The sequence below is a fragment of the Rhizobium lentis genome (assembly GCF_017352135.1).
Taxonomy (GTDB): Bacteria; Pseudomonadota; Alphaproteobacteria; order Rhizobiales; family Rhizobiaceae; genus Rhizobium; species Rhizobium lentis.
In genome coordinates this window covers 3433217-3458770 of record NZ_CP071454.1, presented here as the reverse complement: position 1 = coordinate 3458770, position 25554 = coordinate 3433217, and the positions used below count along the sequence as shown (strand labels likewise).

The 25554-nt window shown below is 60.7% G+C and carries 27 protein-coding genes and 1 pseudogene; 14 read left to right on the top strand and 14 right to left on the bottom strand.

Going from position 1 to position 25554, the window contains the following annotated elements; genetic code table 11:
• Positions 1 to 15 precede the first annotated feature (15 nt).
• The 3 genes from plsX to J0663_RS16585 all read right to left on the bottom strand — a co-directional run bounded on the left by plsX (position 16) and on the right by J0663_RS16585 (position 2323).
• Positions 16 to 1062 carry a phosphate acyltransferase PlsX gene (gene plsX / locus J0663_RS16595; RefSeq protein WP_207241388.1) on the bottom strand — a complete coding sequence of 349 codons (1047 nt, stop codon included), beginning with the start codon at positions 1060 to 1062 and terminating at the stop codon, positions 16 to 18.
• A gap of 98 nt (positions 1063 to 1160) precedes the next feature.
• Positions 1161 to 1715, bottom strand: coding sequence for a YceD family protein (locus J0663_RS16590; RefSeq protein WP_207241387.1), 555 nt, complete (start codon positions 1713 to 1715; stop codon positions 1161 to 1163).
• A gap of 11 nt (positions 1716 to 1726) precedes the next feature.
• On the bottom strand, positions 1727 to 2323 hold the full coding sequence (locus tag J0663_RS16585) for a ubiquinol-cytochrome C chaperone family protein (RefSeq protein WP_207241386.1): 597 nt from the start codon (positions 2321 to 2323) through the stop codon (positions 1727 to 1729).
• A gap of 187 nt (positions 2324 to 2510) precedes the next feature.
• Between J0663_RS16585 and J0663_RS16580 the strand changes: the two genes are divergently transcribed.
• Positions 2511 to 3044 carry an outer membrane protein assembly factor BamE gene (locus J0663_RS16580; protein ID WP_207241385.1) on the top strand — a complete coding sequence of 178 codons (534 nt, stop codon included), beginning with the start codon at positions 2511 to 2513 and terminating at the stop codon, positions 3042 to 3044.
• 100 nt (positions 3045 to 3144) lie between these two features.
• Here the strand turns inward: J0663_RS16580 and J0663_RS16575 are convergent, their stop codons facing one another.
• The 4 genes from J0663_RS16575 to J0663_RS16560 form a co-directional block, all read right to left on the bottom strand.
• Positions 3145 to 5283, bottom strand: coding sequence for a sodium-translocating pyrophosphatase (locus tag J0663_RS16575; RefSeq protein ID WP_207241384.1), 2139 nt, complete (start codon positions 5281 to 5283; stop codon positions 3145 to 3147).
• A gap of 197 nt (positions 5284 to 5480) precedes the next feature.
• Complete coding sequence (gene nusB / locus J0663_RS16570; RefSeq protein WP_064692528.1) at positions 5481 to 5963, bottom strand: transcription antitermination factor NusB; 483 nt, start codon at positions 5961 to 5963, stop codon at positions 5481 to 5483.
• Positions 5964 to 5966: 3 nt separating this feature from the next.
• Positions 5967 to 6422 carry a 6,7-dimethyl-8-ribityllumazine synthase gene (locus J0663_RS16565; RefSeq protein WP_207241383.1) on the bottom strand — a complete coding sequence of 152 codons (456 nt, stop codon included), beginning with the start codon at positions 6420 to 6422 and terminating at the stop codon, positions 5967 to 5969.
• Positions 6423 to 6425: 3 nt separating this feature from the next.
• On the bottom strand, positions 6426 to 6635 hold the full coding sequence (locus tag J0663_RS16560; RefSeq protein ID WP_207241382.1) for a hypothetical protein: 210 nt from the start codon (positions 6633 to 6635) through the stop codon (positions 6426 to 6428).
• 131 nt (positions 6636 to 6766) lie between these two features.
• Here J0663_RS16560 and J0663_RS16555 point away from each other — a divergent pair, with 131 nt between their 5' ends.
• From J0663_RS16555 to rfbA, 9 genes and pseudogenes are all read left to right on the top strand, one after another.
• Positions 6767 to 7126, top strand: a complete 360-nt coding sequence (locus J0663_RS16555) for a hypothetical protein (protein WP_207241381.1) — start codon at positions 6767 to 6769, stop codon at positions 7124 to 7126.
• 178 nt (positions 7127 to 7304) lie between these two features.
• Positions 7305 to 7808, top strand: a complete 504-nt coding sequence (locus tag J0663_RS16550; protein WP_207241380.1) for a cupin domain-containing protein — start codon at positions 7305 to 7307, stop codon at positions 7806 to 7808.
• A gap of 24 nt (positions 7809 to 7832) precedes the next feature.
• Positions 7833 to 8348, top strand: coding sequence for a GNAT family N-acetyltransferase (locus tag J0663_RS16545; protein WP_207241379.1), 516 nt, complete (start codon positions 7833 to 7835; stop codon positions 8346 to 8348).
• Between the two features lie 360 nt (positions 8349 to 8708).
• A complete protein-coding gene (locus J0663_RS16540; RefSeq protein WP_207241378.1) occupies positions 8709 to 9515 on the top strand; it encodes a hypothetical protein in 807 nt (268 codons plus the stop codon).
• Between the two features lie 240 nt (positions 9516 to 9755).
• Positions 9756 to 11764 (top strand): annotated as a pseudogene (locus J0663_RS16535) (CgeB family protein).
• The gene (gene rfbC, locus J0663_RS16530; protein ID WP_207241376.1) at positions 11754 to 12332 is read left to right on the top strand and encodes a dTDP-4-dehydrorhamnose 3,5-epimerase; all 579 of its coding nucleotides are present in this window, start codon (positions 11754 to 11756) and stop codon (positions 12330 to 12332) included. Before J0663_RS16535 ends, rfbC begins: the two are co-directional and overlap by 11 nt.
• A gap of 6 nt (positions 12333 to 12338) precedes the next feature.
• Positions 12339 to 13394: a dTDP-glucose 4,6-dehydratase gene (gene rfbB, locus J0663_RS16525; protein WP_207241375.1), complete on the top strand. Its 1056-nt coding sequence runs from the start codon at positions 12339 to 12341 to the stop codon at positions 13392 to 13394.
• A gap of 3 nt (positions 13395 to 13397) precedes the next feature.
• Positions 13398 to 14285: a dTDP-4-dehydrorhamnose reductase gene (rfbD, locus tag J0663_RS16520; RefSeq protein ID WP_207241374.1), complete on the top strand. Its 888-nt coding sequence runs from the start codon at positions 13398 to 13400 to the stop codon at positions 14283 to 14285.
• 10 nt (positions 14286 to 14295) lie between these two features.
• Positions 14296 to 15165: a glucose-1-phosphate thymidylyltransferase RfbA gene (rfbA, locus tag J0663_RS16515; protein ID WP_207241373.1), complete on the top strand. Its 870-nt coding sequence runs from the start codon at positions 14296 to 14298 to the stop codon at positions 15163 to 15165.
• Positions 15166 to 15235: 70 nt separating this feature from the next.
• On the opposite strand, the gene J0663_RS16510 is transcribed toward rfbA, so the two are convergent.
• The 7 genes from J0663_RS16510 to J0663_RS16480 all read right to left on the bottom strand — a co-directional run bounded on the left by J0663_RS16510 (position 15236) and on the right by J0663_RS16480 (position 21979).
• Complete coding sequence (locus tag J0663_RS16510) at positions 15236 to 15847, bottom strand: riboflavin synthase (protein ID WP_207241372.1); 612 nt, start codon at positions 15845 to 15847, stop codon at positions 15236 to 15238.
• Positions 15847 to 17160 (bottom strand): bifunctional diaminohydroxyphosphoribosylaminopyrimidine deaminase/5-amino-6-(5-phosphoribosylamino)uracil reductase RibD, encoded by a 1314-nt coding sequence (ribD, locus tag J0663_RS16505; protein ID WP_207241371.1) that lies wholly within the window; start codon positions 17158 to 17160, stop codon positions 15847 to 15849. The genes J0663_RS16510 and ribD overlap by 1 nt, the downstream gene beginning before the upstream one ends.
• A gap of 3 nt (positions 17161 to 17163) precedes the next feature.
• Entirely contained in the window at positions 17164 to 17640 is a 477-nt protein-coding gene (gene nrdR / locus J0663_RS16500) for a transcriptional regulator NrdR (RefSeq protein WP_064706856.1), read from the bottom strand.
• A gap of 9 nt (positions 17641 to 17649) precedes the next feature.
• On the bottom strand, positions 17650 to 18948 hold the full coding sequence (gene glyA / locus J0663_RS16495) for a serine hydroxymethyltransferase (protein WP_207241370.1): 1299 nt from the start codon (positions 18946 to 18948) through the stop codon (positions 17650 to 17652).
• 217 nt (positions 18949 to 19165) lie between these two features.
• Positions 19166 to 20467, bottom strand: coding sequence for a L,D-transpeptidase family protein (locus tag J0663_RS16490; RefSeq protein WP_207241369.1), 1302 nt, complete (start codon positions 20465 to 20467; stop codon positions 19166 to 19168).
• Between the two features lie 429 nt (positions 20468 to 20896).
• Complete coding sequence (gene ldtR, locus J0663_RS16485; protein WP_004673822.1) at positions 20897 to 21412, bottom strand: transcriptional regulator LdtR; 516 nt, start codon at positions 21410 to 21412, stop codon at positions 20897 to 20899.
• A gap of 129 nt (positions 21413 to 21541) precedes the next feature.
• Positions 21542 to 21979, bottom strand: a complete 438-nt coding sequence (locus J0663_RS16480; protein WP_207241368.1) for a DUF6163 family protein — start codon at positions 21977 to 21979, stop codon at positions 21542 to 21544.
• Positions 21980 to 22110: 131 nt separating this feature from the next.
• Between J0663_RS16480 and hemB the strand changes: the two genes are divergently transcribed.
• From hemB to J0663_RS16460, 4 genes are all read left to right on the top strand, one after another.
• Complete coding sequence (gene hemB / locus J0663_RS16475; RefSeq protein ID WP_207241367.1) at positions 22111 to 23124, top strand: porphobilinogen synthase; 1014 nt, start codon at positions 22111 to 22113, stop codon at positions 23122 to 23124.
• Positions 23125 to 23215: 91 nt separating this feature from the next.
• Positions 23216 to 23674 (top strand): RDD family protein, encoded by a 459-nt coding sequence (locus tag J0663_RS16470; protein WP_207241366.1) that lies wholly within the window; start codon positions 23216 to 23218, stop codon positions 23672 to 23674.
• 190 nt (positions 23675 to 23864) lie between these two features.
• Positions 23865 to 24641, top strand: a complete 777-nt coding sequence (locus tag J0663_RS16465) for an arginyltransferase (protein ID WP_207241365.1) — start codon at positions 23865 to 23867, stop codon at positions 24639 to 24641.
• Complete coding sequence (locus J0663_RS16460) at positions 24642 to 25523, top strand: DMT family transporter (protein ID WP_207241364.1); 882 nt, start codon at positions 24642 to 24644, stop codon at positions 25521 to 25523.
• The last annotated feature ends 31 nt before the right edge of the window (positions 25524 to 25554 follow it).

Genomic DNA, 25554 nt, shown 5'->3' with positions numbered 1-25554 from the left:
ATTGAACCCCATCGCTCATGCCGCTTCCGGGCCCATGGGGGGCAAGCGCTTGGCATGATATTTCTTAAGATCGTTTTCTATTTTCTGATTGAGGCCGTTCTTAGCCATGTCGTAGCCGACCTCGATGGCGGCTGCGATGCCTTCGGCATTGGCGCCGCCATGGCTCTTGATGACGATGCCGTTCAGGCCGAGAAACACGCCACCATTGACCTTGCTCGGATCGAGCTTCTCGCGAAGCATATCGAAGGCGCTTTTGGCGAAGAGGTAGCCGATGCGGGCAAGCAGCGTGCGCGACATGGCAGCACGCAGATATTCGGCGATCTGCTTGGCGGTGCCTTCGGCAGTCTTGAGCGCGATATTGCCGGAGAACCCTTCGGTGACGACGACGTCGACCGTACCCTTGCCGAGGTCATTACCCTCGACGAAGCCGGAATATTCGAGCGAATCGATATTTGCCTCGCGCAAGAGCCGGCCGGCCTCCTTGACCTCTTCCTGGCCCTTCATCTCTTCGACACCGACATTCAGAAGGCCGATCGTCGGACGTTCGATCTCGAACAGCGCGCGCGCCATGGCGCCCCCCATCAGGGCAAAATCCATCAGCTGCTGCGAATCGGCGCCGATCGTCGCGCCGACATCGAGTACGATGCTCTCACCCTTCAGAGTCGGCCAGATCGCCGCGATCGCCGGGCGCTCGATATTGGCCATCGTGCGAAGACAGAACTTCGCCATCGCCATCAGCGCGCCGGTATTGCCGGCCGAAACCGCAACGTCGGCCTCTCCGGTCTTCACCGCCTCTATCGAACGCCACATGGTGGAGACATAGCGGCCGCGGCGCAGCGCCTGGCTCGGCTTCTCTTCCATGCTGACGGCGAGTTCGCAATCGTGAAAGACCGATTTTTCCTTGAGTTTCGGAAACTTGGCGAGAACAGGATCGCACTGTTCCTTAAGGCCGTAGAAAACGAAGGAAATATCCGGATGCCTTTCCAACGCCTTGGCGGCGCCGGGGATGACAACCTGGGGACCAAAGTCGCCACCCATGAGGTCGAGAGATATTCTGATCACGCGTCCCTGATCCTTCTTTTCGCCGAGGGCGAAATTTCGGCCAAAATACCGGTTTTGGCGTCGCTTACAACTGAATTATCTCAAACGCCAGAGAAGCTTCAGTCCTTTTTCCAATCCTTGAGGACCGCGAAAGCGGAGGGCTTTTTGTCGTTCTCGCCGCTATCCTCGATATGGCCGGCGAACTCGATGCCCTCCTTGCGCGGATAGGGATCGATCGCAAGCGCGGCAAATTCGGCAACCACCTCGCCGGCATCGATCGTGTCGCCGACGAAGGTCTCCGGCAGATCGGGACCATCGGGATCGAGCAGCATCTCGCCCGCGTCATTGCCGGGCTGGCGGGCAAGCTTGGAGCCCTCCGGCACGAAAATCTGCTCGAAACTCTCGTCGATCATGGCTTCGACCGGTTCCAGCGTCACGACGCAGGACTGGACGATCTTCGCCTGCACGCGGCCCTTGACGCGCACGCCGTCGCGCTTCCAGCGGGCAATTTGCAGGTCGGCGCGGAGATCGTCGACCGAAACGACGCTCCAGCTCTCGGCAAGCGCCTTCAGCTCGCTGGCATCGGCCTCGATATGGACCTCGACGGGATTGGCCGAGATATGACCGACCTTGACGCGATAGGAGAAGGGAACATCGTCCCGATCGTTCTTCATCGTTTCCTCCTTCAGGAGTGAGCAACCGGCGGGAGCGTTGCCGAACCGGTGGCGAGCAGCTCTTCCGGAACAGCGGACAGATGGGATTCTGCGGCCATCATCCACTCGGCGAGGCCGGACATATCGGCCGGCGTGGAGGCCTCCGGGTAGATATTGCGTTGAAGAGCCAGAGCAAGCGCCTCGGCATCGCCGGCATCCATCGCCTTCGAATAGGCTTCGAGCCGCCCGTAGAACATGCCGGCGAGCTTCTTCATGCGTTTCGGCACGCTGTTGTCGCCGATGCCGAGTTCGCGGATCGAATAGTCGACATCCTGGAAGAAGGCGTCGACGATCTCCTGGGCGATTTCCTGGCCGCTGGTGGCGGAAGCGCGCGTGCGCCGAAAAAACAGAATCATGACGATCGACAGCATTTCGAAGCGGCCCATGACCGTATCAGGTACATTGAGCCGCTCGTAGAGATCAGGCATGCGTGCGGCAGCCGTCAGCGCCGTATATTGCCGGTCGACGATCGCCTGATTGTTGTTTTTCTTGCGGAAGAGCCCGAAGATCATTGTTTTTTCCGGAAATGCCTCATTCTTCACGCCCGCTGGCGTCTGGCCTTGTTGCATGATTTCGAAAGCTGGTTTACCGAAGCAGGCGCGAATTGCAATGCCGATCGTGGCCAGTTTCGGGACAGCGCCTTCGAGGCGTCAGCGAAGCGAATTCGGGAGATTCGACCCGGAATGGCCACAATGGTTTTGCAGGAGGAAAGCGTGTAAGGCCCAAAATGGCTGCTATCGACACTCAAGGGAGTAGATGTCGTTGAAGAAACGGTATTTCAAGTCTGACATGAAATTCTTCAGCAGCGCGGCCATTGCCTTCATAATCGCCTCCACATCAGCTCTTTCGGGCTGCCAGACCAGCACCGTGCTCAACGGCGGCTATGTCGTCGATCAGCAGTCGCTCGATCTCGTTCCGGAAGGCTCCAGCCGCGAACAGGTCCTGCTTTCGCTCGGCACGCCATCGACGACCGCAACCTTCGACGGCGAGGTCTTCTATTATATCTCGCAGCGGCGCACCCGCGCCGTCGCCTTCCAGAAGCTGAAGGTCGTCGACCAGACAGTTCTGGCCATCTATTTCGACAAGAACGGCGTCGTCACCCGCCGCGCCAACTACACGCTGCAGGACGGCAAGGTCTTCGATACGATCGCGCGCGTTACGCCGACAGGCGGCAAGGAACTCACCTTCCTGCAGCAGATGCTCTCCGGCGGCAGCGCAGCAAGTGCTGCCCGCAGCCTGTTCGGCGGCGGCGCCGGCGGAACGCCGCAAAATCCGAGCAGCCTGCGCTGATCGGACAGGCCTTCAACGAAAAACCCGCCGGATCGCTCCGGCGGGTTTTTCAATGGGCGTATTTCGCGCGGCGGCCCCCGCGGCGCTTTTGCGATCTGCGTCAAGCGGCGAGAACGGCGAGCAGCAGAAGCGCAACGATGTTGGTGATCTTGATCGCCGGGTTGACGGCGGGGCCGGCGGTATCCTTGTAGGGATCGCCGACAGTATCGCCGGTGACGGACGCCTTGTGGGCATCCGAGCCCTTCATATGACGTACGCCGTCCTTATCGACGAAACCGTCCTCGAAGCTCTTCTTGGCATTGTCCCAGGCTCCCCCGCCCGATGTCATCGAGATGGCGACGAAGAGGCCATTGATGATGACGCCGAGCAGCGATGCGCCGAGGGCGGCAAAGGCCGAGGCCTTTGAGCCGGAGATCAGAAGCACGCCGAAATAGACGACGACAGGGGCGAGCACCGGCAGCAGCGAAGGCACGATCATCTCGCGGATGGCGGCCTTGGTCAGCAGGTCGACGGCCCTGCCGTAATCCGGCTTCTCCGTACCCTGCATAATACCGGGCTTCATCTTGAATTGGCGGCGAACCTCCTCGACGATCGAGCCGGCGGCGCGGCCGACGGCTGTCATGGCGATGCCGCCGAACAGATAGGGAATCAGGCCGCCGAAAAGCAGGCCGGCGACGACATAAGGGTTCGACAGCTCGAAGGAGATCGTGCCGATATTGGCGAAGTAAGGATATTGGTCGCCGTGGGCCGCAAAATATTGCAGGTCGTTGGCGTAGGCGGCAAAGAGCACCAGCGCGCCGAGACCGGCAGAGCCGATCGCGTAACCCTTGGTGACCGCTTTGGTGGTGTTGCCCACGGCGTCGAGCGCGTCGGTCGACTTACGCACTTCCGGCGGCAGATGGGACATTTCGGCGATGCCGCCGGCATTGTCGGTAACCGGGCCAAAGGCGTCGAGGGCGACGATCATCCCGGCAAGCCCGAGCATGGCGGTGACGGCGATACCGGTGCCGAAAAGGCCGCCGAGCTGGTAAGTGGCGAGAATGCCGCCGACTATGACGATCGCCGGCAGCGCCGTCGATTCGAGCGAGACCGCCAGACCCTGGATGACATTGGTGCCGTGGCCGGTCACGGATGACTGGGCGATCGAAACGACCGGGCGCTTGCCGGTGCCAGTATAATATTCGGTGATGACGACGATCAGAGCGGTGACGACCAGGCCCACGAGACCGCAGAGAAAGAGGTTCGTACCGGATATGTCGGCGCCAGCGACGGTCCCGAGCGAACCCCAGCCGACCGTCAGCGACGTGGCCGCGCCGAGACCGATGATGGAAAGCAGGCCGGTGACGATCAGGCCCTTATAGAGTGCGCCCATGATCGAGCCGTTCGAGCCGAGCTTGACGAAGAAGGTGCCGACAATCGAGGTGATGATGCAGGCAGCGCAGATCGCCAGCGGATAGACCATTGCCGATTCGAGGATCGGCGCGCCGGCAAAGAAAATCGCGGCGAGAACCATGGTGGCGACGACCGAGACGGCATAGGTCTCGAACAGGTCGGCAGCCATGCCGGCGCAGTCGCCGACATTGTCGCCGACGTTGTCGGCAATCGTTGCCGGGTTGCGCGGATCGTCCTCGGGAATGCCGGCCTCTACCTTGCCGACGAGGTCACCGCCGACATCGGCGCCCTTGGTGAAGATGCCGCCGCCGAGACGGGCGAAGATCGAGATCAGCGAGGCGCCGAAGCCGAGCGCCACCAGCGCATCGATGACTTCGCGCGAGCCGGTCTCATGTCCTAGCCCGACGGTCAATATCGTATAGTAGATGGAGACGCCGAGCAGTGCCAGGCCAGCCACCAGCATGCCGGTGATGGCACCCGATTTGAAGGCGATGTCGAGGCCGGCGGAAAGGCTGGCGGACGCCGCCTGGGCGGTGCGCACATTGGCGCGGACGGAGACGTGCATGCCGATGAAACCAGCAGCGCCTGATAGCACGGCGCCGATCAGGAAGCCGATGGCGGCCTCGGCGGAAAGAAGGAGCCAGGCTGCGATGAAAACAACAACGCCGACAATGGCAATGGTCTTATACTGGCGTGTCAGATAGGCCTGAGCGCCTTCGCGGATATAACCCGCGATCTCCTGCATGCGGCTATTGCCCTGATCGGCAGCAAGCACCGACCGGGTTGCCCAGGCGGCATAGACCACCGAGAGCAGACCGGATGCAATTACGCATAAAAGAATGGTCATTTCGCTCTTTCCTCCCATAGGCCGGAGCTCACTCCTTCTCCGGCAGATACGCCGCCGAATCGCCTTCCTCTCCACAGAAATGCCACAGCTAAGCGTTGCGGAGATTGCGTGGTCGATCACGTGGCGTCAAGACCGCAACGGGCGAAAACCATTGCGGTACGAAGAAAGACGGAGAGAGATTGTTCGGGGCTCAAGAGTTACTTCTTCGCCTCGCCGCGGACCTGCTTTGCAATGCGGTCGAGTACGGCATTGACGAGCTTCGGCTCGTCGTCATCGAAAAAGGCCTGAGCGATCTCGACATATTCGGTGACGATGACCGCCACCGGAACGTCCTTGCGATCGAGGAGCTCGAAAACGCCGGCGCGCAGGATGGCGCGCACCGTGCTATCGAGTCGCGACAGAGCCCAATCGTCCTGCAGCGCTGCGGCAATCAGCGGATCGAGACGGACCTGATCGCGCACGACTCCGGAGACGATCGAGCGGAACCAGCCGGCATCGGCCTTTAGGTAGGTTGCGCCGTCAATCTCCTGGCCGAGCCGGTGCGCCTCGTATTCGGCGACGATTTCCAGAACGCCGGTGCCACCGACATCCATCTGATAAAGCGCCTGAACGGCCGCCAGGCGGGCAGCGCCCCGCTGGTTCGCAGTCTTGACCGGCCGTTCCGTCTTGTCGTCGTTCATTCGTTATGCACCCAGTTTCTGCTTCAGCTCGATCATCGTCAGAGCCGCACGAGCGGCAAACCCGCCCTTGTCCTTTTCCGAACGGCGGGCGCGCGCCCAGGCCTGTTCGTCATTTTCGACGGTCAGAATGCCGTTGCCGATGGCAAGGGACTCGCTGACCGCGAGATCCATCAAAGCGCGCGAGGATTCGTTCGATACGATATCGAAATGATAAGTCTCGCCACGGATGACCATGCCGAGCGCGACATAGCCGTCATAATGCGTGCCGCCATTGTCGTCTCCATCGAGCGCCATGGCAATCGCTGCCGGAATTTCCAGTGCGCCGGGAACAGTGACGACCTGATAGGTGGCGCCGGCCTGCTCGAGCGCAAAGGTGGCGCCTTCGAGCAGCGCGTCGGCCATGTCGTCGTAGAAGCGGGCCTCGACGATCAAAATATGGGGAGCGGTCTCTCTCGACATTGTTCACCTTCGGTTGGCGGGACGTTTTCCACTCGACAGCCCGCGGTCAAAACATGCCTTCATGAGAATGGCAAGCACTTTCGGCCGACGCCGCAGCGCGAAAGAGGAAATATCGGCAAGGGGATAGCTGCACCATCCCTGCCAAGCGGGCCAGGCCTTCGCGGCCCGTTTTTCCGGAAGCCTGAAAAACGGCAATTCGAAGACCGTTTCCATGAAGAATTCTTAATGCTTTTTCAGTGGCTTAACCCATTGAATCACGAAAGCGGCAGCGCCAATTCCATGTCGTGACACCGACGATCCCCTGCAACGACAGCCGACCGTCAAGCAGATGAAAGGATATTATCATGAACCGAATTGTCACCGTCACCCTCGCCGCCGCCCTCTCCTCCGTCGCTTTTGCCGGCGTCAGCCGGGCCGAGAGCCTCGGAATGAACTCCGCCCAGGGTATCGAGCAGACGCTCAGGACCTTCCAGGGCAATGATTTCGACGTCGAGCAGGTCCATAACTGGCACAATCTCGACGACGAAACGACCGGTCCGCGCTCGGCCCCGGAACGCTCCGGTGCCGCCATTCGCGGCATCCAGGCTTCGATCGACGCCAACCGGTCGCTTGTCCACCGGCTCAACAACGAAGGCGTCGATGTCCGCAACATCGTCAACGCCGAGCAGGCGGCCGACGGAAGCCTGACCTTCTACGTCCGCTGACGCCTCGGGCGAAAATACAAAGCATCGAGCGTCCTCGTCTATCCTGTCGGATAACGCGGCGCTCAAAGCATGGGCGGCGGTCTCCTCTCCGCCCATGCCTGGCAAGGACGAATTTCCGAGACAAGCATTGAATTTTTCGGCGCGATGATAGTTTCTCCTCCTGCGACAGGAGAACATCATGGCGATCGAACCCAAGGCAGTGATCAATACCGCCGATCTCAAACTCGACCATTGGACACAGGGCGAGTTCTACGAGGGCGCCGACGCCTCGTTCGGCAAGCTCCTCGGCCTTGCCGGCCTCGGCATCAGCTACAATGAAGTGCCGCCGGGCAAATCGAGCTGCCCCTTCCACAATCACCACGTCGAAGACGAGCTTTTTTACGTGATCGCGGGCACTGGCGAATACCGCTTCGGCGACGAGCGCCATCGTGTGCGGGCCGGCGACGTGCTCGGCGCACCGGCCGGCGGGCCGGAGACGGCGCACCAGATCATCAATACCGGCACGGTCACGCTCGTTTATCTCGGCATTTCGACCATGGCAAAGACCGAGATCGTCGAATATCCCGATTCCGGGAAATTCCTTGCCAAGACCAACAGGGACAGGGCGGAAGCGGGGCGTTTCCGCCATATCGGACGGGCGGAAGGCGGTCTCGACTATTGGGACGGCGAGCCCGGTGCCTGAGACCCACTTCGACGAGGACCGGCAGTGATCGACATACCCACTCTTGAAACCGAACGGCTGACGCTTCGCCCTCATCGTCTCGACGATTTCGAGGCGCATGCGGCGTTGTGGGCCGATGAGGAGGTCGTCCGCTTCATCACCGGCGTGCCGTCGACGCGCGAGCAGAGCTGGAGCCGCATGCTACGCCTCGCCGGTATGTGGCACCATATGGGCTTCGGCTTTCTGGCAATGGTCGAAAAGGAAAGCCGCCAGTTCATCGGCGAAGCGGGCTTCCTCGAAGCCCGGCGCGAGATGGAGCCGTCGATCGAGGGAACGATGGAGGTTGGCTGGGCGCTGATGCCGACGGCCCAGGGCCGCGGTTATGCTGCCGAAGCGCTAGCAGCCCTGATCGGCTGGGCGGAAGCGCATTTTCCGGGAAAGGCTATGAGCTGCATCATCAGCCCCGACAACGTGGCGTCGCTCAGGGTCGCGGCCAAGCTCGGTTTCCGCGAGACGGCGCGCACGCAGTATAATGGCGACGTCATCCAATTTACGCGTTAGGGAATTTCGCTAAGCGAGCTGCGTAGCGCGCCCGTCGGTATGGGTGGAGGCCAACCCCGGCTTGCCGGCACGTGCCGATATCGCCAGCAGCAAGCTCAAGCAAAGCGATGCCGACCTACTTCGGCTTGCGGCACGGACTTCATTCCCGGATGGGTCCGGGCTTCGCACCTGCTACGCGCAAGGAACGCGGTTTAGAAACCTCCCCGAGGCAGATACCTTCGCACGCCCACCCTGAGAGGAGGCAGAAACGCTTGGCAATACCGACGTCCGCCACCTTGACACACGTAAGCATTGACGGGCGAGCCGCGTGGTAATTGCAGCCAGCAGAAACTCCCCATCCACAAGAGGCTGATCACAGATATGACCATTTACATTGTTTGCCATAAGGATTTGCCGAGCTACCCTGCTCCAGAGGGCTCGAAAATCATATGGCTCAATTCCAAACCTCCTTTGGACAATAGGGGAATGGATGTTATCGCCGGTTATGATTTTTTCAGCGAGCCGGAGGAGCTTCACGCCAAATTGTCAGGATCCCTGGGGACGATAGTAGTCGCAAAAATTGTTTCAGAAGAACCAGCAAAACCTCGCAACATTACCATCTGGCAATATCGCAAATTTCTAACAAGACTAGCAATCGGGACACCGAATCCTGACTATCCCGGGATGAACACAACGACTTCCGAAGAAACAGAAATCACAAGACCGGAGAATCCTGCGTTTTTTGTAGAAAATTTCTTTCTACCACGCCCGCTCAATCTCCACAACATTTCTCAACACTATGCACACTTCCACAACATTGTTGATTTCCTCAGATATACGGCGTCCTCGATCGAGACAAACGCTTTGACGCAAGCCGAAGCTTTGCTTTTTTTCAACTCCGGGACCTTTATTCCTGGAGGCATTGAACTCGGCACGTATCCAACGGACTGGTGGCTGGATACTTTTGTGCGCCTTGTGGCGCCATCGTTTGAGTTTGCGAAACGATATCAACCATTTCAGGCCGAAGATCCCGTACAGAAACGCGCGATCTCATTTTGCCAGGAGCGCCTGGGAAGCTATCTTCTCATCAAACGGCTAGCCGAACTCTATGGCAATAACCTACCCGGGTCCTTGTTCGGAAATATCGCTACCGTATCGAATGATGGGGTCTATAAAAGCGGCGCATAAAGCGAGCCGGCCCAACTCCGAACTCTTTGCGATACTGGCAGCGGAAACGGCTGACCCCACAAAGCCAGCCAGAGAGAACTGACCACGGATACGGCCCCCTTTCGATCCCCCAGGCTGACCAGCGAAAATTCTGCAAACAGCGTGGGGCAAGTTTCACCTCGAATAATAGGCACTAAACAGGCTCGAATTGCCGTTCTGCGGATCGCCATGCAGACGGAGCCATTCGCGAAGGACGACACCTTGACCATAAATCAGTCCATTTCTTCTTTACCAGCCGGCCTTCCTGATCTGGCGCTCCTGACGGAAAAAGCTGACCGCACCGGATCCGTCATCATCTATCAACCTTATCTCGATCCTTCGCAGCGCAGCCAGCTCGACGCGGCCGCCGTGCCGCTCGACATCTCGTTCAACACGCAGGCGGGGACCCGCGAATACGAGCTCTTCCGCACCCTGCATCAGCATCACGAGGCGATCGGTCTCGGCGACGACGTGTTCTGGGGTCTGCTCTCCAGCAAGTTCGAGGTGAAGTCGGTGACGAGCTTCCCATCCTTTGTCACCGAAGCGGAAAAGGCCAGGGCGGAAGGCGCTGATGCCTATCTCTACAATCCGCTGATCGGCCACGCCGCGATTTACAGCAACGTCTGGGAGCATGCGCTGCTTGGCGGCCATCCCGGCATGGAACCGATTTTCCTGCATATCCAGGAGCTCGGCTATCCGATCGCGCCGCCGCAAGACAAAACCGCCTTCGTGTTCTGCAATTATTTCTGCGGCAACAAAAAGTTCTGGTCCGGATATTTCGCCTTCTGCGAACGTATTCTGGAATCGTTTGAAAATGAAGCGCGCCGCGGCACGCCGGCGGGCGTTGCCTATTCCGGTTCGGCGCACTATTCACGCGATGCCAACGCGACGATGCGCCCCTTCGTGGTCGAGCGTCTGCTCGGGCTCTATGTCCAGCAGGCTGCTGCCACAGGGTTGAAGATCGCCGCTTTCGTACCGACCGTTGCCGATTTCGAATGGAAGTTCGGTGTCCGCCTCGGCCGGATGCTGCATGGCCTCTTCACCGCCAAGGAAGCGTTCCTGCGGAGCCGTGACGAGGCTCTCCTGACCTCGTGGCAGGAAGGCCGCCAGCCGCTCATCAAGCAGCCGCACCTGATCTGGGGGGCCGATGATCCGCCCGGCTGGATGCCGCGCGGCCAGTTCATCGGCGGCCGCGAATTGATGCGCGCCTATGCCCAGCAGCCTTCAGGCGCTTCTCCGGTACCGCAACAGCCGGTACGAACCGAAAGGCCCGCTATCCCGGCCGCGAAGATCGAGCAGCCGCTCCAAAACCTGTTGCAGCCCTTTGCCGGAGGATGGCAGGCACACAAAGACCGTCATTGCATCTGGATCGTGACGCCCGAAAACTACAATCACAGCCACGCCTTCGACGAAGTCGCGCTCGGCCTGCAAGGTGCCTTCGAGGAACTCGGCGGCTCGGCACCGATCGTCCGCGACATGAACGCATTCGCCGGCCGTGCGCCGATCATCTACGGCGGCAATCTTCTCCCCGCCGAAATCGTCGGCCATCTGCCGCAGGACAGCGTTATCATCAATCTCGAGCAGGTGTCCGAAGAAAGCAGCTGGATCAATTCACGCTATGTGTCGATCCTAAGGGCGATGCCGGTGCTCGACTACAGTCCGCGCAACCGCGAAAACCTTGCCGCCAAGGGTATCGATCACGCCGGAGTTCTCGAAATCGGTTACAGCCGCTGCCTGAGCCAGATTCAGCACGCCCCGGTCAAGGATATCGACGTGCTCTTCTACGGTTCGATGAACGAACGCCGCCACCATATCCTGAAGACGTTGAACGACAGCGGGCTGAAGGTCGCGCATCTCTTCAACATCTATGGGGCGGAGCGCGATGCGGCGATTGCCCGCGCGAAGATCGTCATAAACATCCATCATTATGCGAGCGGCGTCTTCGAGATCGTGCGCATTTCCTATCTGCTCGCCAATCGCGTTTGCGTGCTGACGGAAGGCAATATCCGCGATCCAGATCTCCAGCCCTTCGTCGACGGCTTGGCAATTGAGCCCTATGACGACATGATCGAGCGCTGCCACAAGCTGATCGCAGATGCCGACAAACGCGATGCCATTGCAGCGAAAGGCCTTGAGCTCATCCAGAGCCGTTCGCAGGCGGACATGCTGATGAGCGTTATGAGGGCGGGCGCCTGATGAAGGCCGCAGAAAAGGTAAGTCATGCACATTGAGACCGTGGCCATCGAGGGCATCGTTGCAATCACGCCGCCACGTTTCGGCGATCACCGCGGCTACTTCTCCGAGGTATTCAAGGATGCCTGGTTCCGGGAAAACGTAGCCAACGTCACGTTCGTCCAGGACAATGAATCACTTTCGGCGCAGGCCGGAACCGTTCGCGGGCTGCATTTCCAAATTCCGCCCTTCGCACAGGGCAAGCTGGTACGCTGCCTTGCCGGCCGGATCATGGATGTCGTCGTCGATATCCGCGTGGGATCACCGAGCTTCGGCAAATGGCTCTCTCAGGAACTCTCGCCGGAAACCGGCAAGCAGCTGTGGATTCCGCCCGGTTTCGCACACGGATTCGCAACGATCGAGCCGAACAGCGTCATCAGCTATAAGGTAACCGCGCCCTACAGTCCGCAGCATGATCGTGGCATCGCGTGGAACGATCCGCTGATCGGGATTCGCTGGCCGTTCGATGAGAGAGACATCGTGTCATCAGATAAGGACAAGACGCTGCCGCGGCTTGCCGAATTGCCAAGCTATTTTTCCTATTCACCACAGCAACCCAGGAATTGATCCACGATGCGCATTCTGGTCACGGGGGGAGCGGGCTTCATTGGATCGGCATTGGTGCGCCATCTCGTCAGCGAGATGGGCGCCGAGGTGCTGAATGTCGACACGCTGACCTATGCCGGTAATCTGGCATCACTGAAATCTGTCGAATCGGCGCCGAACTATCAATTCCTGCGCGCCGACATCTGCGACCGCGCCAGGATGCAGGAAGCATTCGCGTCCTTCCGCCCGGATATCGTCACGCATCTGGCGGCCGAGAGCCATGTCGACCGCTCGATCTTGGGCGCGGCCGATTTCATTCAGACCAACATCGTCGGTACATTCAGCCTGCTGGATGCCGCACGGCACTATTGGGATGGGCTTGACGCCAGCCGCAAGAATGCCTTCCGCTTCCTGCATGTCTCGACGGACGAGGTCTATGGCTCGCTCGGCGACGAGGGCCTCTTCGAGGAGACGACGCCTTACGATCCGTCCTCGCCATACTCCGCCTCCAAGGCTGCGAGCGACCATCTGGCGATCGCCTGGCACCGCACCTACGGACTGCCCGTCGTCGTCTCCAATTGCTCCAACAACTACGGCCCGTTTCATTTTCCGGAAAAGCTCATTCCGTTGATGATCCTCAACGCACTGGAGGGCAAGCCTCTTCCGGTTTACGGCAACGGCGCGAATGTTCGCGACTGGCTCTATGTCGAAGACCACGCCCGCGCGCTGTTCACGATCGCATCCAGAGGGCGCCCCGGCGAAAAATACAATGTGGGCGGCCGCAATGAGCGCAGGAACATCGATGTCGTTCATCGCATCTGCGCTATTCTCGACGGCGTCTACAGTGACAAGGGACCGCATGCGCGTCTGATCACCCACGTCACGGACCGCCCCGGACACGACGCACGCTATGCAATCGATGCCTCGAAACTCGAAAGCGAGCTCGGCTGGAAGGCGCAAGAGACCTTCGAAACCGGCATTGAGAAGACCGTACGCTGGTACTTGGAAAACGAATGGTGGTGGAGGCCGCTGCGCGAAAACGTCTACTGCGGCGAACGCCTCGGCGTTTTCAAGGGACGATAAGCAATGCGCATTGCCGTCACCGGTAAACAGGGCCAGGTCGTTCAGTCGCTGCTCAGACGCGGCGCCGAAAAGGGCGCCGAAATCAGCGCGGTCGGCCGTCCGGAAATGGACCTTGCCGATCCTGCAAGCATCGCAGCTGCCTTCTCGGCCCTGCGCCCGGATGTGATCGTCTCGGCGGCGGCGTATACGGCGGTCGACAAGGCCGAGAGCGAACCCGAGCTTGCTTTTTCCGTCAACGCCGTTGGCGCCGGCGCTGTTGCCGAGGCTGCCGCGCGGATCGGAGCCCCGGTCATCCACATTTCGACGGACTACGTCTTCAGCGGCGACAAGGCCTCCCCCTATTGCGAGGAGGACGCGACGGCACCGATCTCCGTCTATGGGCGTTCGAAGCTCGCGGGCGAGAAGGCCGTCGCGGCGGCGAACCCGAACCACGTCATCTTGCGCACCGCCTGGGTCTATTCGCCCTTTGGCAGCAATTTCCTGAAAACCATGCTGCGGCTTTCTGAGACGCGCGATCATCTTCGCGTTGTCGCCGATCAGACAGGATGCCCGACTTCGGCACTCGACATCGCCGACGCGGTTCTTGCGATCGCAACCCGTATCGTAGCAGACCCCGCGCCATCGCTTCGCGGCATCTTTCACCTGACCGGCAGCGGCGAAGCAAGCTGGGCGGACTTCGCCGAAGAGATATTCACGGAGCTTCTTAAATCGGGCGGCAGAAACGTCAGCGTCGAACGCATCCCGACGGCCGACTATCCGACACCGGCGAAGCGTCCTGCCAATTCGCGTCTCAATGGCGACAAGCTCGCCAGACTATATGGAATCCGGCTCCCGGAGTGGAACCAATCCATGACGATTGTCATGCAAGACCTTTTGAATAAAGGTCTTTAAGGAGATAAGCATGAAGGGGATTATCCTCGCCGGCGGCACGGGCACGCGTCTGCATCCGATCACGCAGGCCGTCTCGAAACAGTTGATGCCGGTCTACGACAAGCCGATGATCTACTATCCATTGACGACGCTCATGCTCGCCGGCATCAGGGAGTTGCTGATCATCACCACGCCCCACGACCTCGAAGCCTTCAAGCGCCTTCTCGGCGACGGCTCGCAATGGGGAGTTTCGCTGACCTATGCCGTGCAGCCGAGCCCGGACGGCCTCGCCCAGGCCTTCATCATCGGCGCCGACTTCGTGCACGGCGACAGCTCGGCACTCGTTCTCGGCGACAATATCTTCTACGGCCACGGACTGCCGGAAATCATGAAATCCGGCACCAGTCGGCGGGAAGGCGCGACGGTCTTCGCCTATCACGTCACCGATCCGGAACGTTATGGCGTTGTTGGCTTTGACGAAAAAATGAATGCGCTGTCGATCGAGGAGAAGCCGAAGGAGCCAAAATCGAACTGGGCGGTGACCGGCCTCTATTTCTACGACCAGCAGGTGGTCGATATCGCCGCCAACCTGAAGCCGTCCCCGCGCGGCGAATTGGAAATCACCGATGTCAACCGCACCTATCTCGAGCGCGGCCAGCTTTTCGTTGAACTGATGGGCCGGGGCTATGCCTGGCTCGACACGGGCACACCGGACAGTCTGCACGACGCCGCAGGTTTCGTCAGCACGCTGGAGAAACGCCAGGGCTTCAAGATCGCCTGCCCCGAAGAAGTCGCCTGGCGCATGGGTTACATCTCGCAGGACCAGCTCGCCAAGCTCGCTGAGAAGCACGGCAAGAGTGCCTACGGCCTGTATCTGACGAAGCTGTCCCCGGCTTGGTGAACGCCCTGGCCGGCCAGACTCTCGAAGCGGACAGTCGTGGCATGCCCTGAAAACCGGTAGGATTTGCGATTCAGGCGCTCGGGAATTCAGCCAGCCGGGCAGCATAACGCGCCATGGTATCGACTTCGAAATTGACGAAATCGCCCACCTGGCGATCGCCCCAGGTGGTGACCTCGAGCGTGTGGCGGATGAGCAGGACGTCGAAATCCGTGCCGTCGACCGCATTGACGGTCAGCGAGGTGCCGTCGAGCGCGATCGACCCCTTGGGGGCGACGAATTTCGCCAGATGCTCGGGCGCGCGCAGGCGGTAGCGTGTGGCATCGCCCTCCGAAGTCACCGAAAGAATTTCCGCCTTGCCGTCGACATGGCCGGAGACGATATGGCCGCCGAGCTCGTCGCCGATCTTCAGCGACCGTTCGAGATTTATGCGGCTGCCTTCCCGCCATGTGCCGATCGTCGTCAGCCGCAGCGCCTCTTCCCATGCCTCAACCTCGAACCAGCGGCCGTTGCTGCCTTCGGCCGGCAGCGCCGTGACGGTCAAGCAAATCCCGGCATGCGAGATCGAAGCGCCCATGTCGATCGTCTTGGGATCATAGGCGGTCGCGACCCGCAAGCGGATGCCTTCCTTCAGTGGAGAAACGGATTCGACCGTGCCGACATCGGTGACTATTCCCGTAAACATCAAACCCCTCTTTCGTATTCGTCAAGGCGATCATCGCCGAACATCCGAGTGCCCGTATGGGTAAAACCGGATGGTATGTCGGTTACCTGCAAGGGGGATTCAATACCGCCCGGACCGATCACCACAGGCGCCTGATAAAGTTGGATGCGGTCGACGAGACCTGCTTCGAGAAAAAGCCGCGCCGTCTTTGCGCCACCTTCGACCAGAAGCGAGGAAATGCCGCGTGTTGCCAAGGCCGGCAGCAGGATTTCCGGATGGTATGGATTGCAATAGACGATCTCGACGCCGACCGCCTTGAGGGCGGTGCGGCGGGATTCTACGTCGGCGGGGTCGGTGGACGGAACACCCCCCTCTGCCCTGCCGGGCATCTCCCCCACAAAGGGGGAGATTGGCTGGGAGCCTGCTCCCTGCCCAAAATTCGCCGAAGCGGGAACATTGCTATCAGAAGATGGGGAACTGAGTGCAGGCCCCTTGCCGATCTCCCCGCTTGTGGGAGAGATGTCCGGCAGGACAAAGGGGGGTAATCCTTCCGCATCCGCCGATAGCGGCCACACTTCTTCGCTCGCCACCACAATCACCGGCACGTCCCGCGCCGTCTGCACCAGCTTGCTCGTCAGCGGCAATGCCAGCGAGGGATCGAGCACAATGCGGATTGGCGATTGCGCTTCGAGCCCTGGTGTGCGCACCGTCAGCAGCGGATCGTCTGCTATCGCGGTGCCGATGCCGACGAGGATCGCATCGGTTTCGGCGCGCAACGCTTGCACTTCGGCGCGAGCCTGCGGCCCCGTGATCGCCACCTGCCCCTCCCCCTCGCGGCCGATCATGCCGTCGGCGGAAACCGCAAGCTTGAGAGTCACATAGGGCCGATTCTTCGTCTGGCGGGTGAGATAGCCGGCCAGCGAGCGCCGGCCCTCGGCCTCCAGCACACCTGTCGTCACCTCGATACCAGCGTCGCGCAGCATGGAAATGCCGCGGCCCGAAACCCGCGGGTCGGGATCGGTGACGCTGATGACGACGCGGGCAACGCCATAGGCGATCAGCGCGTCGGCGCAGGGCGGCGTCTTGCCGTGATGCGAGCAGGGTTCGAGCGTCACATAGGCGGTAGCGCCGCGGGCAAGTTCGCCGGCTTCGGCGAGCGCCTGCGGCTCGGCATGCGGGCGGCCGCCGAGCGCCGTGACTGCACTGCCAACGATCGCGCCATTCCTGACAATCAGGCAGCCGACGGAAGGGTTGGTGGCGGTGCGGCCGAGATGCCGGCGCGACAAGCGGATCGCCGCAGCCATGAAACCTTCGTCATCCCCCGCGACGCTCATGGCTCATCCGTCCAGCGGGTCGCGGGCAATCTTGGCATTGATTTCGGAAATGACCTTCTCGAAATCCTCGGCAAGCGAGAAATCCCGGTAGACGGAGGCGTAGCGCACGAAGCCGACATCGTCGAGGCTCTTCATGGCTTCCAGCACCTGCAGGCCGATCTGCTCGGAGGAAATTTCGGTCTCACCGGAGCTTTCGAGCCGGCGGACGATGCCGGAAACGGCGCGCTCGATGCGGTCCCGCTCGACCGGGCGCTTGCGCAACGCCACCTCGAAGGAGCGCACCAGCTTGTCGCGGTCGAAGGGCACCTTGCGGCCGGTCTTCTTGATGACCATCAGCTCGCGCAACTGCACGCGCTCGAAGGTGGTGAAACGGCCGCCGCAATCCGGACAAATACGCCGCCGGCGGATGGACGTATTGTCCTCCGCCGGACGCGAATCCTTGACCTGTGTATCTTCCGAACCGCAATAGGGGCAGCGCATCCCTACTCCTTACCCCATGTAGCCATACATGGGGAAGCGCTCCGTGAGATTGACTACCTTGCCGCGAACGGCGGCTTCGACGGCGGCGTTGCCTTCATCGGAGTTGGCAACCTTCAGGCCGTCGAGGACCTCGACGATCAGATTGCCGATCTCGCGGAATTCGGCTTCCTTGAAGCCGCGGGTCGTGCCGGCCGGGGCGCCGAGACGCACGCCCGAAGTGACGAAGGGCTTTTCCGGATCGAAGGGAATGCCGTTCTTGTTGCAGGTGATGTAGGCGCGGCCGAGCGCCGCCTCGGCGCGCTTGCCGGTGGCGTTCTTCTTGCGCAGGTCGACGAGCATCAGATGGTTGTCGGTCCCGCCGGAGACGACGTCCAGGCCACCTGCGATCAGCGTTTCGGCAAGTGTACGGGCGTTCTTGACGATCTGAGCAGCGTATTCCTTGAATTCCGGCTGCAGCGCCTCGCCGAAGGCAACGGCCTTGGCGGCGATGATGTGCATGAGCGGACCACCCTGCAGACCGGGGAAGACGGCCGAGTTGAACTTCTTCGCCAGTTCCTCCTCATTGGTGAGGATGACGCCGCCGCGCGGGCCGCGCAGCGACTTGTGGGTCGTCGTCGTCGCAACATGGCAGTGCGGGAACGGCGACGGATGCTGGCCGCCGGCGACGAGACCGGCGATATGGGCCATGTCGACCATCAGATAGGCGCCGACGCTGTCGGCGATCTCGCGGAAGCGCTTCCAGTCCCAGATACGGGAATAGGCGGTGCCACCGGCGATGATCAGCTTCGGCTTGTGCTCTTTGGCCTTGCGGGCGACTTCGTCCATATCGAGCAGGTTGTCGCCTTCGCGCACGCCGTAGGAAACGACGTTGAACCACTTGCCGGACATGTTGACCGGCGAGCCGTGCGTGAGGTGGCCGCCCGAATTCAGGTCGAGACCCATGAAGGTATCGCCGGGCTGCAGCAGCGCCAGGAACACGGCCTGGTTCATCTGCGAACCGGAATTCGGCTGGACGTTGGCGAAATTGACGCCGAACAGCTTCTTGGCGCGCTCGATCGCCAGCTCCTCGGCGATATCGACGAACTGGCAGCCACCATAGTAGCGCTTGCCCGGGTAACCCTCGGCATATTTGTTGGTCATGATGGAGCCCTGGGCTTCCAGCACGGCGCGGGAGACGATGTTCTCGGAAGCGATCAGTTCGATCTCGTGCCGTTGGCGACCGAGTTCCTTTCCGATCGCGCCGAAAATTTCCGGATCGACGTCCGCAAGCGAGCGATTGAAGAAGGATTCGGTGGAAGCATTGGTCATGGGCGGGCTCCTCAACTGGAATGCGCTGAGGTATTAGCCTTCCGCCGTGACAAGGGCAATACGAAGAACGACATTTGCTGAGCAAAGCGCGCGCTCCCGCCATTTTGCGACAGCGCGGCGCCGATGAATCGCGGCGACCTGAGGTAGCGCCTCCCCGGCATAAAAAAACCGCGCCCCGGAAGCGCGGTTCTCAAAGTTGCGATTCAGAGGTCGCCGCTTACTGAACCGGCTGCTCCATGCCTGCCGTCGTGTCGAGCGCGAGCTCGGCATTGCCGTCCATCTGATAGATGTCGTCGCGGAACTGGACGATGCCGTCAGGCATGCCCCAGGCGGAGATATAGACGAAATAGACCGGAACTTCCGCCGCGAGCTTGATCGGCGTATTGAAGCCGCTGGCGATCACCTGCTCCATCTGCTGGCGGCTCCAGCCGGGGGTTTCGCGCAGCAGCCAGGTCGTCAGGTCACGCACGTTCTGAACGCGCACACAGCCCGACGATTCAAAGCGCATGAGCTTGTTGAACAACCCCTGCTGCGGCGTGTCGTGCATATACTCGCCGTTCTTGTTGTAGAAGTTGATCTTCGTCGAGGCCATGGCGTTGATCTTGCCGGGATCCTGACGGAACATCAGGTTCGGCGCCTCGCCATTCCAGTCGACGGTCTCCGGGGAAACCTCGTTGCCCTTGCCGTCGATCAGGCGGATGGCGTTCTTTTCGAGATAGGTCGGATCCTTGCGCATCAGCGGCATGATGTCCTTCTCGACGATCGAGCGCGGTGCCGTCCAATACGGATTGAGAATGACTTCATAGACCTTCGAGTTGACGATATGCGTCGGGCGGCTCAGACGACCGACGACCGCGGTGTGCCGCGTCGCAACGCTGCCGTCTTCAACGGCTTCCACATAGGCAGCCGGAATGTTGACCATCAAGTGACGGCGACCCAGATCTTCCGGGAAAGTCTGCAGGCGGATGAGGTTGGTGTTCAACTGCTGCAGGCGGACATCGGCCGGGATGTTCATCGCCTTCAGCGTGAATTCGCCGAGAACGCCATCGGCCGGCAGGCCGTGACGCGCCTGGAAGCGCTTGACGGCGCCGTCGACATAGGAATCGAAGGCATTGGAGAGGCCCGCCTCGCGCGGCAGGTCGCCGGTGATCGCGAGACGCTGGCGCAGCGCCTGGACGGTGGGAGAGGAAACACCGAGCTGCAGGCGCTGATCACCGGGATTGACTTCGGGCCAGCCGCCGGCAGCGGCAATCTGCTGATACTGCATGATCGCCTGCTGGGCGCTCGCAACCGACTGGGGACCGAGGATTGGTGTATTGGAAACGACGGCGGTTGCCGTGCGCGAAGCCGCCTTGGCGTCGAACTGGTCGTCCCAGTTGCCGCGGCGCGGCGCGTTGATCAGCGTATCGAGCGCCGACTGCGCGAAGGCCGGCGCGGCAATCGCACCAGCGCCGACCGTTGCCGCCGACGCAAGGAAAGCGCGGCGCGAAAGAGCTTCATTTCCGTTTTTCTTCGACATAGTCCCAACCACTGAACGCCGCTATAGGAAGCGCGGCCTTTTGCGATATCACCGCGCCGTAACGCAGATCCCGTCCATTTGTTCTCCCGGCGCATCGGAAAATTCGGCCCGCCGCATCACAAGATTGCGATGCGAAAGCCTGAACGTTCCTGGTCCATTGAAAGCGCCGGTTGTCGAACTCCGCTGCCACACCAATATGGCCAATTCGTGTTGCCAGGCCGAGGACAGCTGCCGATGGCCGAGTTCATCACGCAACGAACCATATGACGGCGTAAAACGTGCCGGTTAATAACGGCTAAAAAACGGCTTGAATACCGGCCTTTTCGCTTGGCCGCCATCCGTTGCAAAGATGCCACGGGCGCAACGGCAAAACCGGACGCGCAGGGAACGCATCCGGCTTTCTTCAACCCTGAAAGGAGGTCGAGGGTCTTAGAGGCGATACATGATCGAGTCGTTCCAGAAACGATCGAGCCGCTGGAGCAGCTTGTTCATCTGGGTGAACTCGTCGGTGCCGATGCCGCCGACCTTGTCGATCGAGGCGATGTGGCGCTCGTAAAGCTTGGCCACCGTTTCGGCGATGTCCTGGCCGGTTTCGGTCAGGCTGATGCGGACCGAGCGGCGGTCGATGCGCGAGCGCTGGTGATTGATGAAGCCGAGATCGACCAGCTTCTTGACGTTGTAGGAGACATTGGAGCCGAGATAGTAGCCACGTGAACGCAGCTCGCCGGCGGTCAGCTCGGAATTGCCGATGTTGAAAAGGAGCAGCGCCTGGATGGCGTTGACGTCGCTGCGGCCCTGACGGTCGAACTCGTCCTTGATGACGTCGAGAAGACGGCGATGAAGACGTTCGACAAGATGAAGGGATTCCATGTAAAGATCACGGATGCCCTGATCCTGCTGGTCACGGAAGTTCGATACCGCCTGCGGCTTGATTTTCGTGTTCATATTGACTGCCTCACTGTTTGATTGGCGGTGTCGTTTTCTTCCCGCCTTGAGTGAGACCCTATCGAATACATATAAAATTCGACTTAAACCGCAGGCTTAATGGAGCCTTACCGGAAACTCCACGTTGTCTCAGGGTAAATCAACGCTTACCTGACGGCGATGCCGGCGCTTTTCCAGCCAAAGCAGCAGGCGGAAAATCCAGTAGACGACGGCGACCATCAGATGCAGCAGGATGATCATCTGGTTGGGGCCGAAAATATTTGGCAGCAGGCCATACATCAGGATCTGGCCGCCGGCAGCCAGCACCCAGATGACCGGCCCCCAGGAAACGGTGAGCCAGAGACCGAGCGAAGCGACAGGGAAAAGCACGGCGAGGCTGGTGCTCGCCACCTTCCACGGCAGGCTCAAAAGATCGAAGCGGCCGGCGCCGACCAAGGAATAGCCGACGAGCATCGCCCAGTATTGCAGGCCGAACCAGAAGCAGGATACGGCGACCAGCCTCAGGAAGAGGATGAAGAGAAGGTCCGCCAGCGTGCGTTTCGGTATCGTCGGGGAATCGGTTTCCATGGCGCAAACATCGGTTCGGTATCGGATCGTTACAAGCAGTTTATCCGCCGCGGCCAATCGTCCGGTTTGGATTTTCCGGGCGCCATGATAATGAGCCCTCCGATAAATGGAATGGTCTGGGGATAGATATCATGCAGGACAAGACGCATCTCGTCGACGACATCACCGGCCATCGCCGCATGCGGCGCAACCGCAAGGCGGATTGGACACGCCGGCTGGTGCAGGAAAACCGGCTGACGGTCGATGACCTGATCTTGCCAATCTTCATCGTGCCCGGCTCCGGTATCGTCGATCCGATCGCAGCCATGCCCGGCGTCAACCGCATGAGCATCGACAAAGCCGTCGAAGCTGCTCGGGAAGCCGCCGGTCTCGGCATTCCGGCGCTGGCAACCTTTCCCAATATCGAGATGGAACTGCGCGACGAGACCGGATCGAACAGCCTCGAGGCCAATAACCTGATCAATCAGGCAACGGCGGCGATCAAGAAAGCGGTGCCCAATATCGGCGTCATTACCGATGTCGCGCTCGACCCGTTCACCAGCCATGGCCATGACGGCATTCTGAGAGACGGCGAGATCGTCAACGACGAGACAGTCGACCAGGTGGCACGCGCCGCCGTGATGCAGGCCGATGCCGGCGCCGACATCATCGCTCCGTCGGAAATGATGGACGGGCGGATCGGCGCGATCCGCCGGGCACTCGATGCCGCCGGCCACCAGAGCGTCGGCATCATGAGCTATGCGACGAAATTCGCCTCCGCCTTTTACGGACCCTATCGCGAGGCGATCTCGACAGGCGGACTGCTGAAGGGCGACAAGAAGACCTATTACATCGACCCTGCCAATGGCACCGAAGCGATCCGCGATGCGGCTCTCGACGTCGAGGAAGGCGCCGACATGCTGATGGTCAAGCCTGGCCTGCCCTATCTCGATATCTGCTGGCGGATGAAGGAGGCCTTCGGCCTGCCGACTTTCGCCTATCAAGTTTCCGGCGAATATACCCAGATCAAGGCTGCAGCGATGCACCGCTGGATCGACGGCGAGCGGGCGATGCTCGAAACGCTGCTATCGTTCAAGCGGGCGGGGTGTGACGGCATCCTGACCTATTTCGCGGTGGAGGTGGCAAAAATTCTCAGCAAACGGTGATTTCGAGGCAGATCGGCGATTTCGGGGCAGATTATTGCATTCTGTCTTGGCGATACCATATCAGCGGCATCGCTTTTCGCAGGAGATCGAGATGAGCTACAACCCCAATCCGCTTTATGCCGCACCGGAGGACTGGCGCGCCTATAGCGGCGTGTTGAGCCGGCGAGTCCTTGCCTTCATCCTCGACTACCTCATCGTGGCGCTGCTGTGGATTCCCGCGGCGATCGTGCTGTTCTTCCTGTCGATCATCACGCTCGGCCTCGGCTTTCTCCTCTACCCTGCCCTTTTCGTCATCGTCGCCGGCATTTATTTCGGTCTGACCGTCGGCGGACCGAGCCAGGCCTCGCTCGGCATGCGGGCAATGGGAATCGCGATCGTGCGCGTCGATGGACGGCCGATGGATTTCCTGACGGCGATCGTGCATCTGGCGCTGTTCTGGATCCTCAATTCGGTGCTGACGCCGCTGATCCTGCTTGCCGGCCTGTTTATCGAGCGCAGCCGCCTCATCCACGACCTGCTGGTCGGCACGGTGACCGTGCGCACCGCCTGAGACATGCAGAGGCCTCGCGGCGGTGGCGAAAAAGGTTTCCGCCTTCCCTGTGCCCGGGATGACGACGCTCCATATCCAAAATTAGAAGACCGAAATGAAAGGCGGAGACCGCCGCGCTGTTGACGTTTTCTATTCTTAGGTCATGCTGTCAGAAAACGGCACTGTATCGACAAGGAAATTTCCGCGAGAAATGAATACGCAGACGACGCCATCACCGCAGTTTTATCTGACGGCTCCGGCTGCGTGTCCCTATCTGCCGCATGAGATGGAGCGCAAGGTATTCACTCATCTCGTCGGGCCGCGCGCCGCCGAGATGAACGACATCCTGACCCAGGGCGGGTTCCGCCGCTCGCAGAACATCGCCTACCGTCCCGCCTGCGAATCCTGTCGCGCCTGCGTTTCCGTGCGCATCCTCGCCCAGGAATTCGAACCGACGAAATCGATGAAGCGGGTGCTTGCCGCCAATTCCGATATCATCACGACCGAATTTGCGGCCCAGCCTTCCAGCGAGCAATATTCGCTCTTCCGACGCTACCTCGATTTTCGCCACCAGCAGGGCGGCATGTCCGATATGACCGTGCTCGACTACGCGATCATGGTGGAAGACACGCATGTGAATACGCGAATCGTCGAATACCGCCGGCGTGAGGAAGGTTCCGGGCTGGAGGAGCGTCCGAAGGGCGAGCTGCTGGCCGCCGCGCTGACCGACACGATGAGCGACGGGCTGTCGATGGTCTATTCCTATTTCAATCCGGCGCTCGAGCGCCGGTCGCTCGGTACCTTCATGATCCTCGACCATGTCAGGCGCACGAAGGCGCTCGGCCTGCCGCATGTCTATCTCGGCTACTGGGTTCAGGGATCGCGGAAAATGGACTACAAGACCCGCTTCCAGCCGCAGGAGCATCTGACGCCGCGCGGCTGGGAACGTTTCGACCCCTCCTCCATGCCCGAAAGCACCCACGACTGAATGCCCCCCACCACTTCTGACCACGGGAGGGGTTTGCTGCTGACGGCGATCGGCGGGCTGGCGCTTTCCATGGACATCCCGCTCGTCCGACTTGGCGAAGGCGACATCTGGTCGATCCTGGGAATGCGAAGCGCGGCAACGGTTCTCGCCACCCTTGCCATGCTCGGCGCGATGCGCCTTGCCTCGGGCAAATGGCCGATTCTCGTTCCGGGGCGGGCCGGCCTGCTCGCCGGCCTGCTCTATGGCCTTTCTTCCCTCACCTTCGTGCTCTCCGTCTTCAACACGGCCACAGCCAATGTCGTCTTCATCGTCGCCTTCAACCCGATGTTCGGGGCGCTCCTTTCCTGGCTGTTCCTCAAGGAGAAGCCATCGGTCGCGACGCTGATTGCGATGGTGTTCATGATATCGGGCGTTGGACTGATCGTGAGCGACGGACTTTCCAGCGGCCACATTTTCGGCGACGCCATGGCGCTTCTGAGCGCGCTTATCCTTGCCGCGGCCATTACGGTCGGGCGCGCCTCGCGCCGGGAAATGGGCTTCGTGCCGTTGCTGGCCGCCATCCTGCCGGCCGCACTCGGCCTCGCGCTGGCGCTGCCCTCAGGGCTTGCCATCGCCCATCCCGGCTGGATCCTGTTCAATGGCGCCATCGTGATGCCGGTCGCCTTCTGGTGCCTTGCGACGGGGCCGCGTTATCTCTCCGCTCCTGAGGTTGGCATGTTCTACCTGCTCGAAACGGTGCTCGCGCCGATCTGGGTCTGGCTGATCTTCAACGAGACGCCGACGGCGATGACGCTCGTCGGCGGCGGCATCCTGGTGGCGACGATTGGCTCGCATTCCCTCTGGATGGCGCGACGGAAGAGCATCGGGCAACCAGCGGAATAAGACGTTGTCGCCGGACCGGCCCGATGTTATA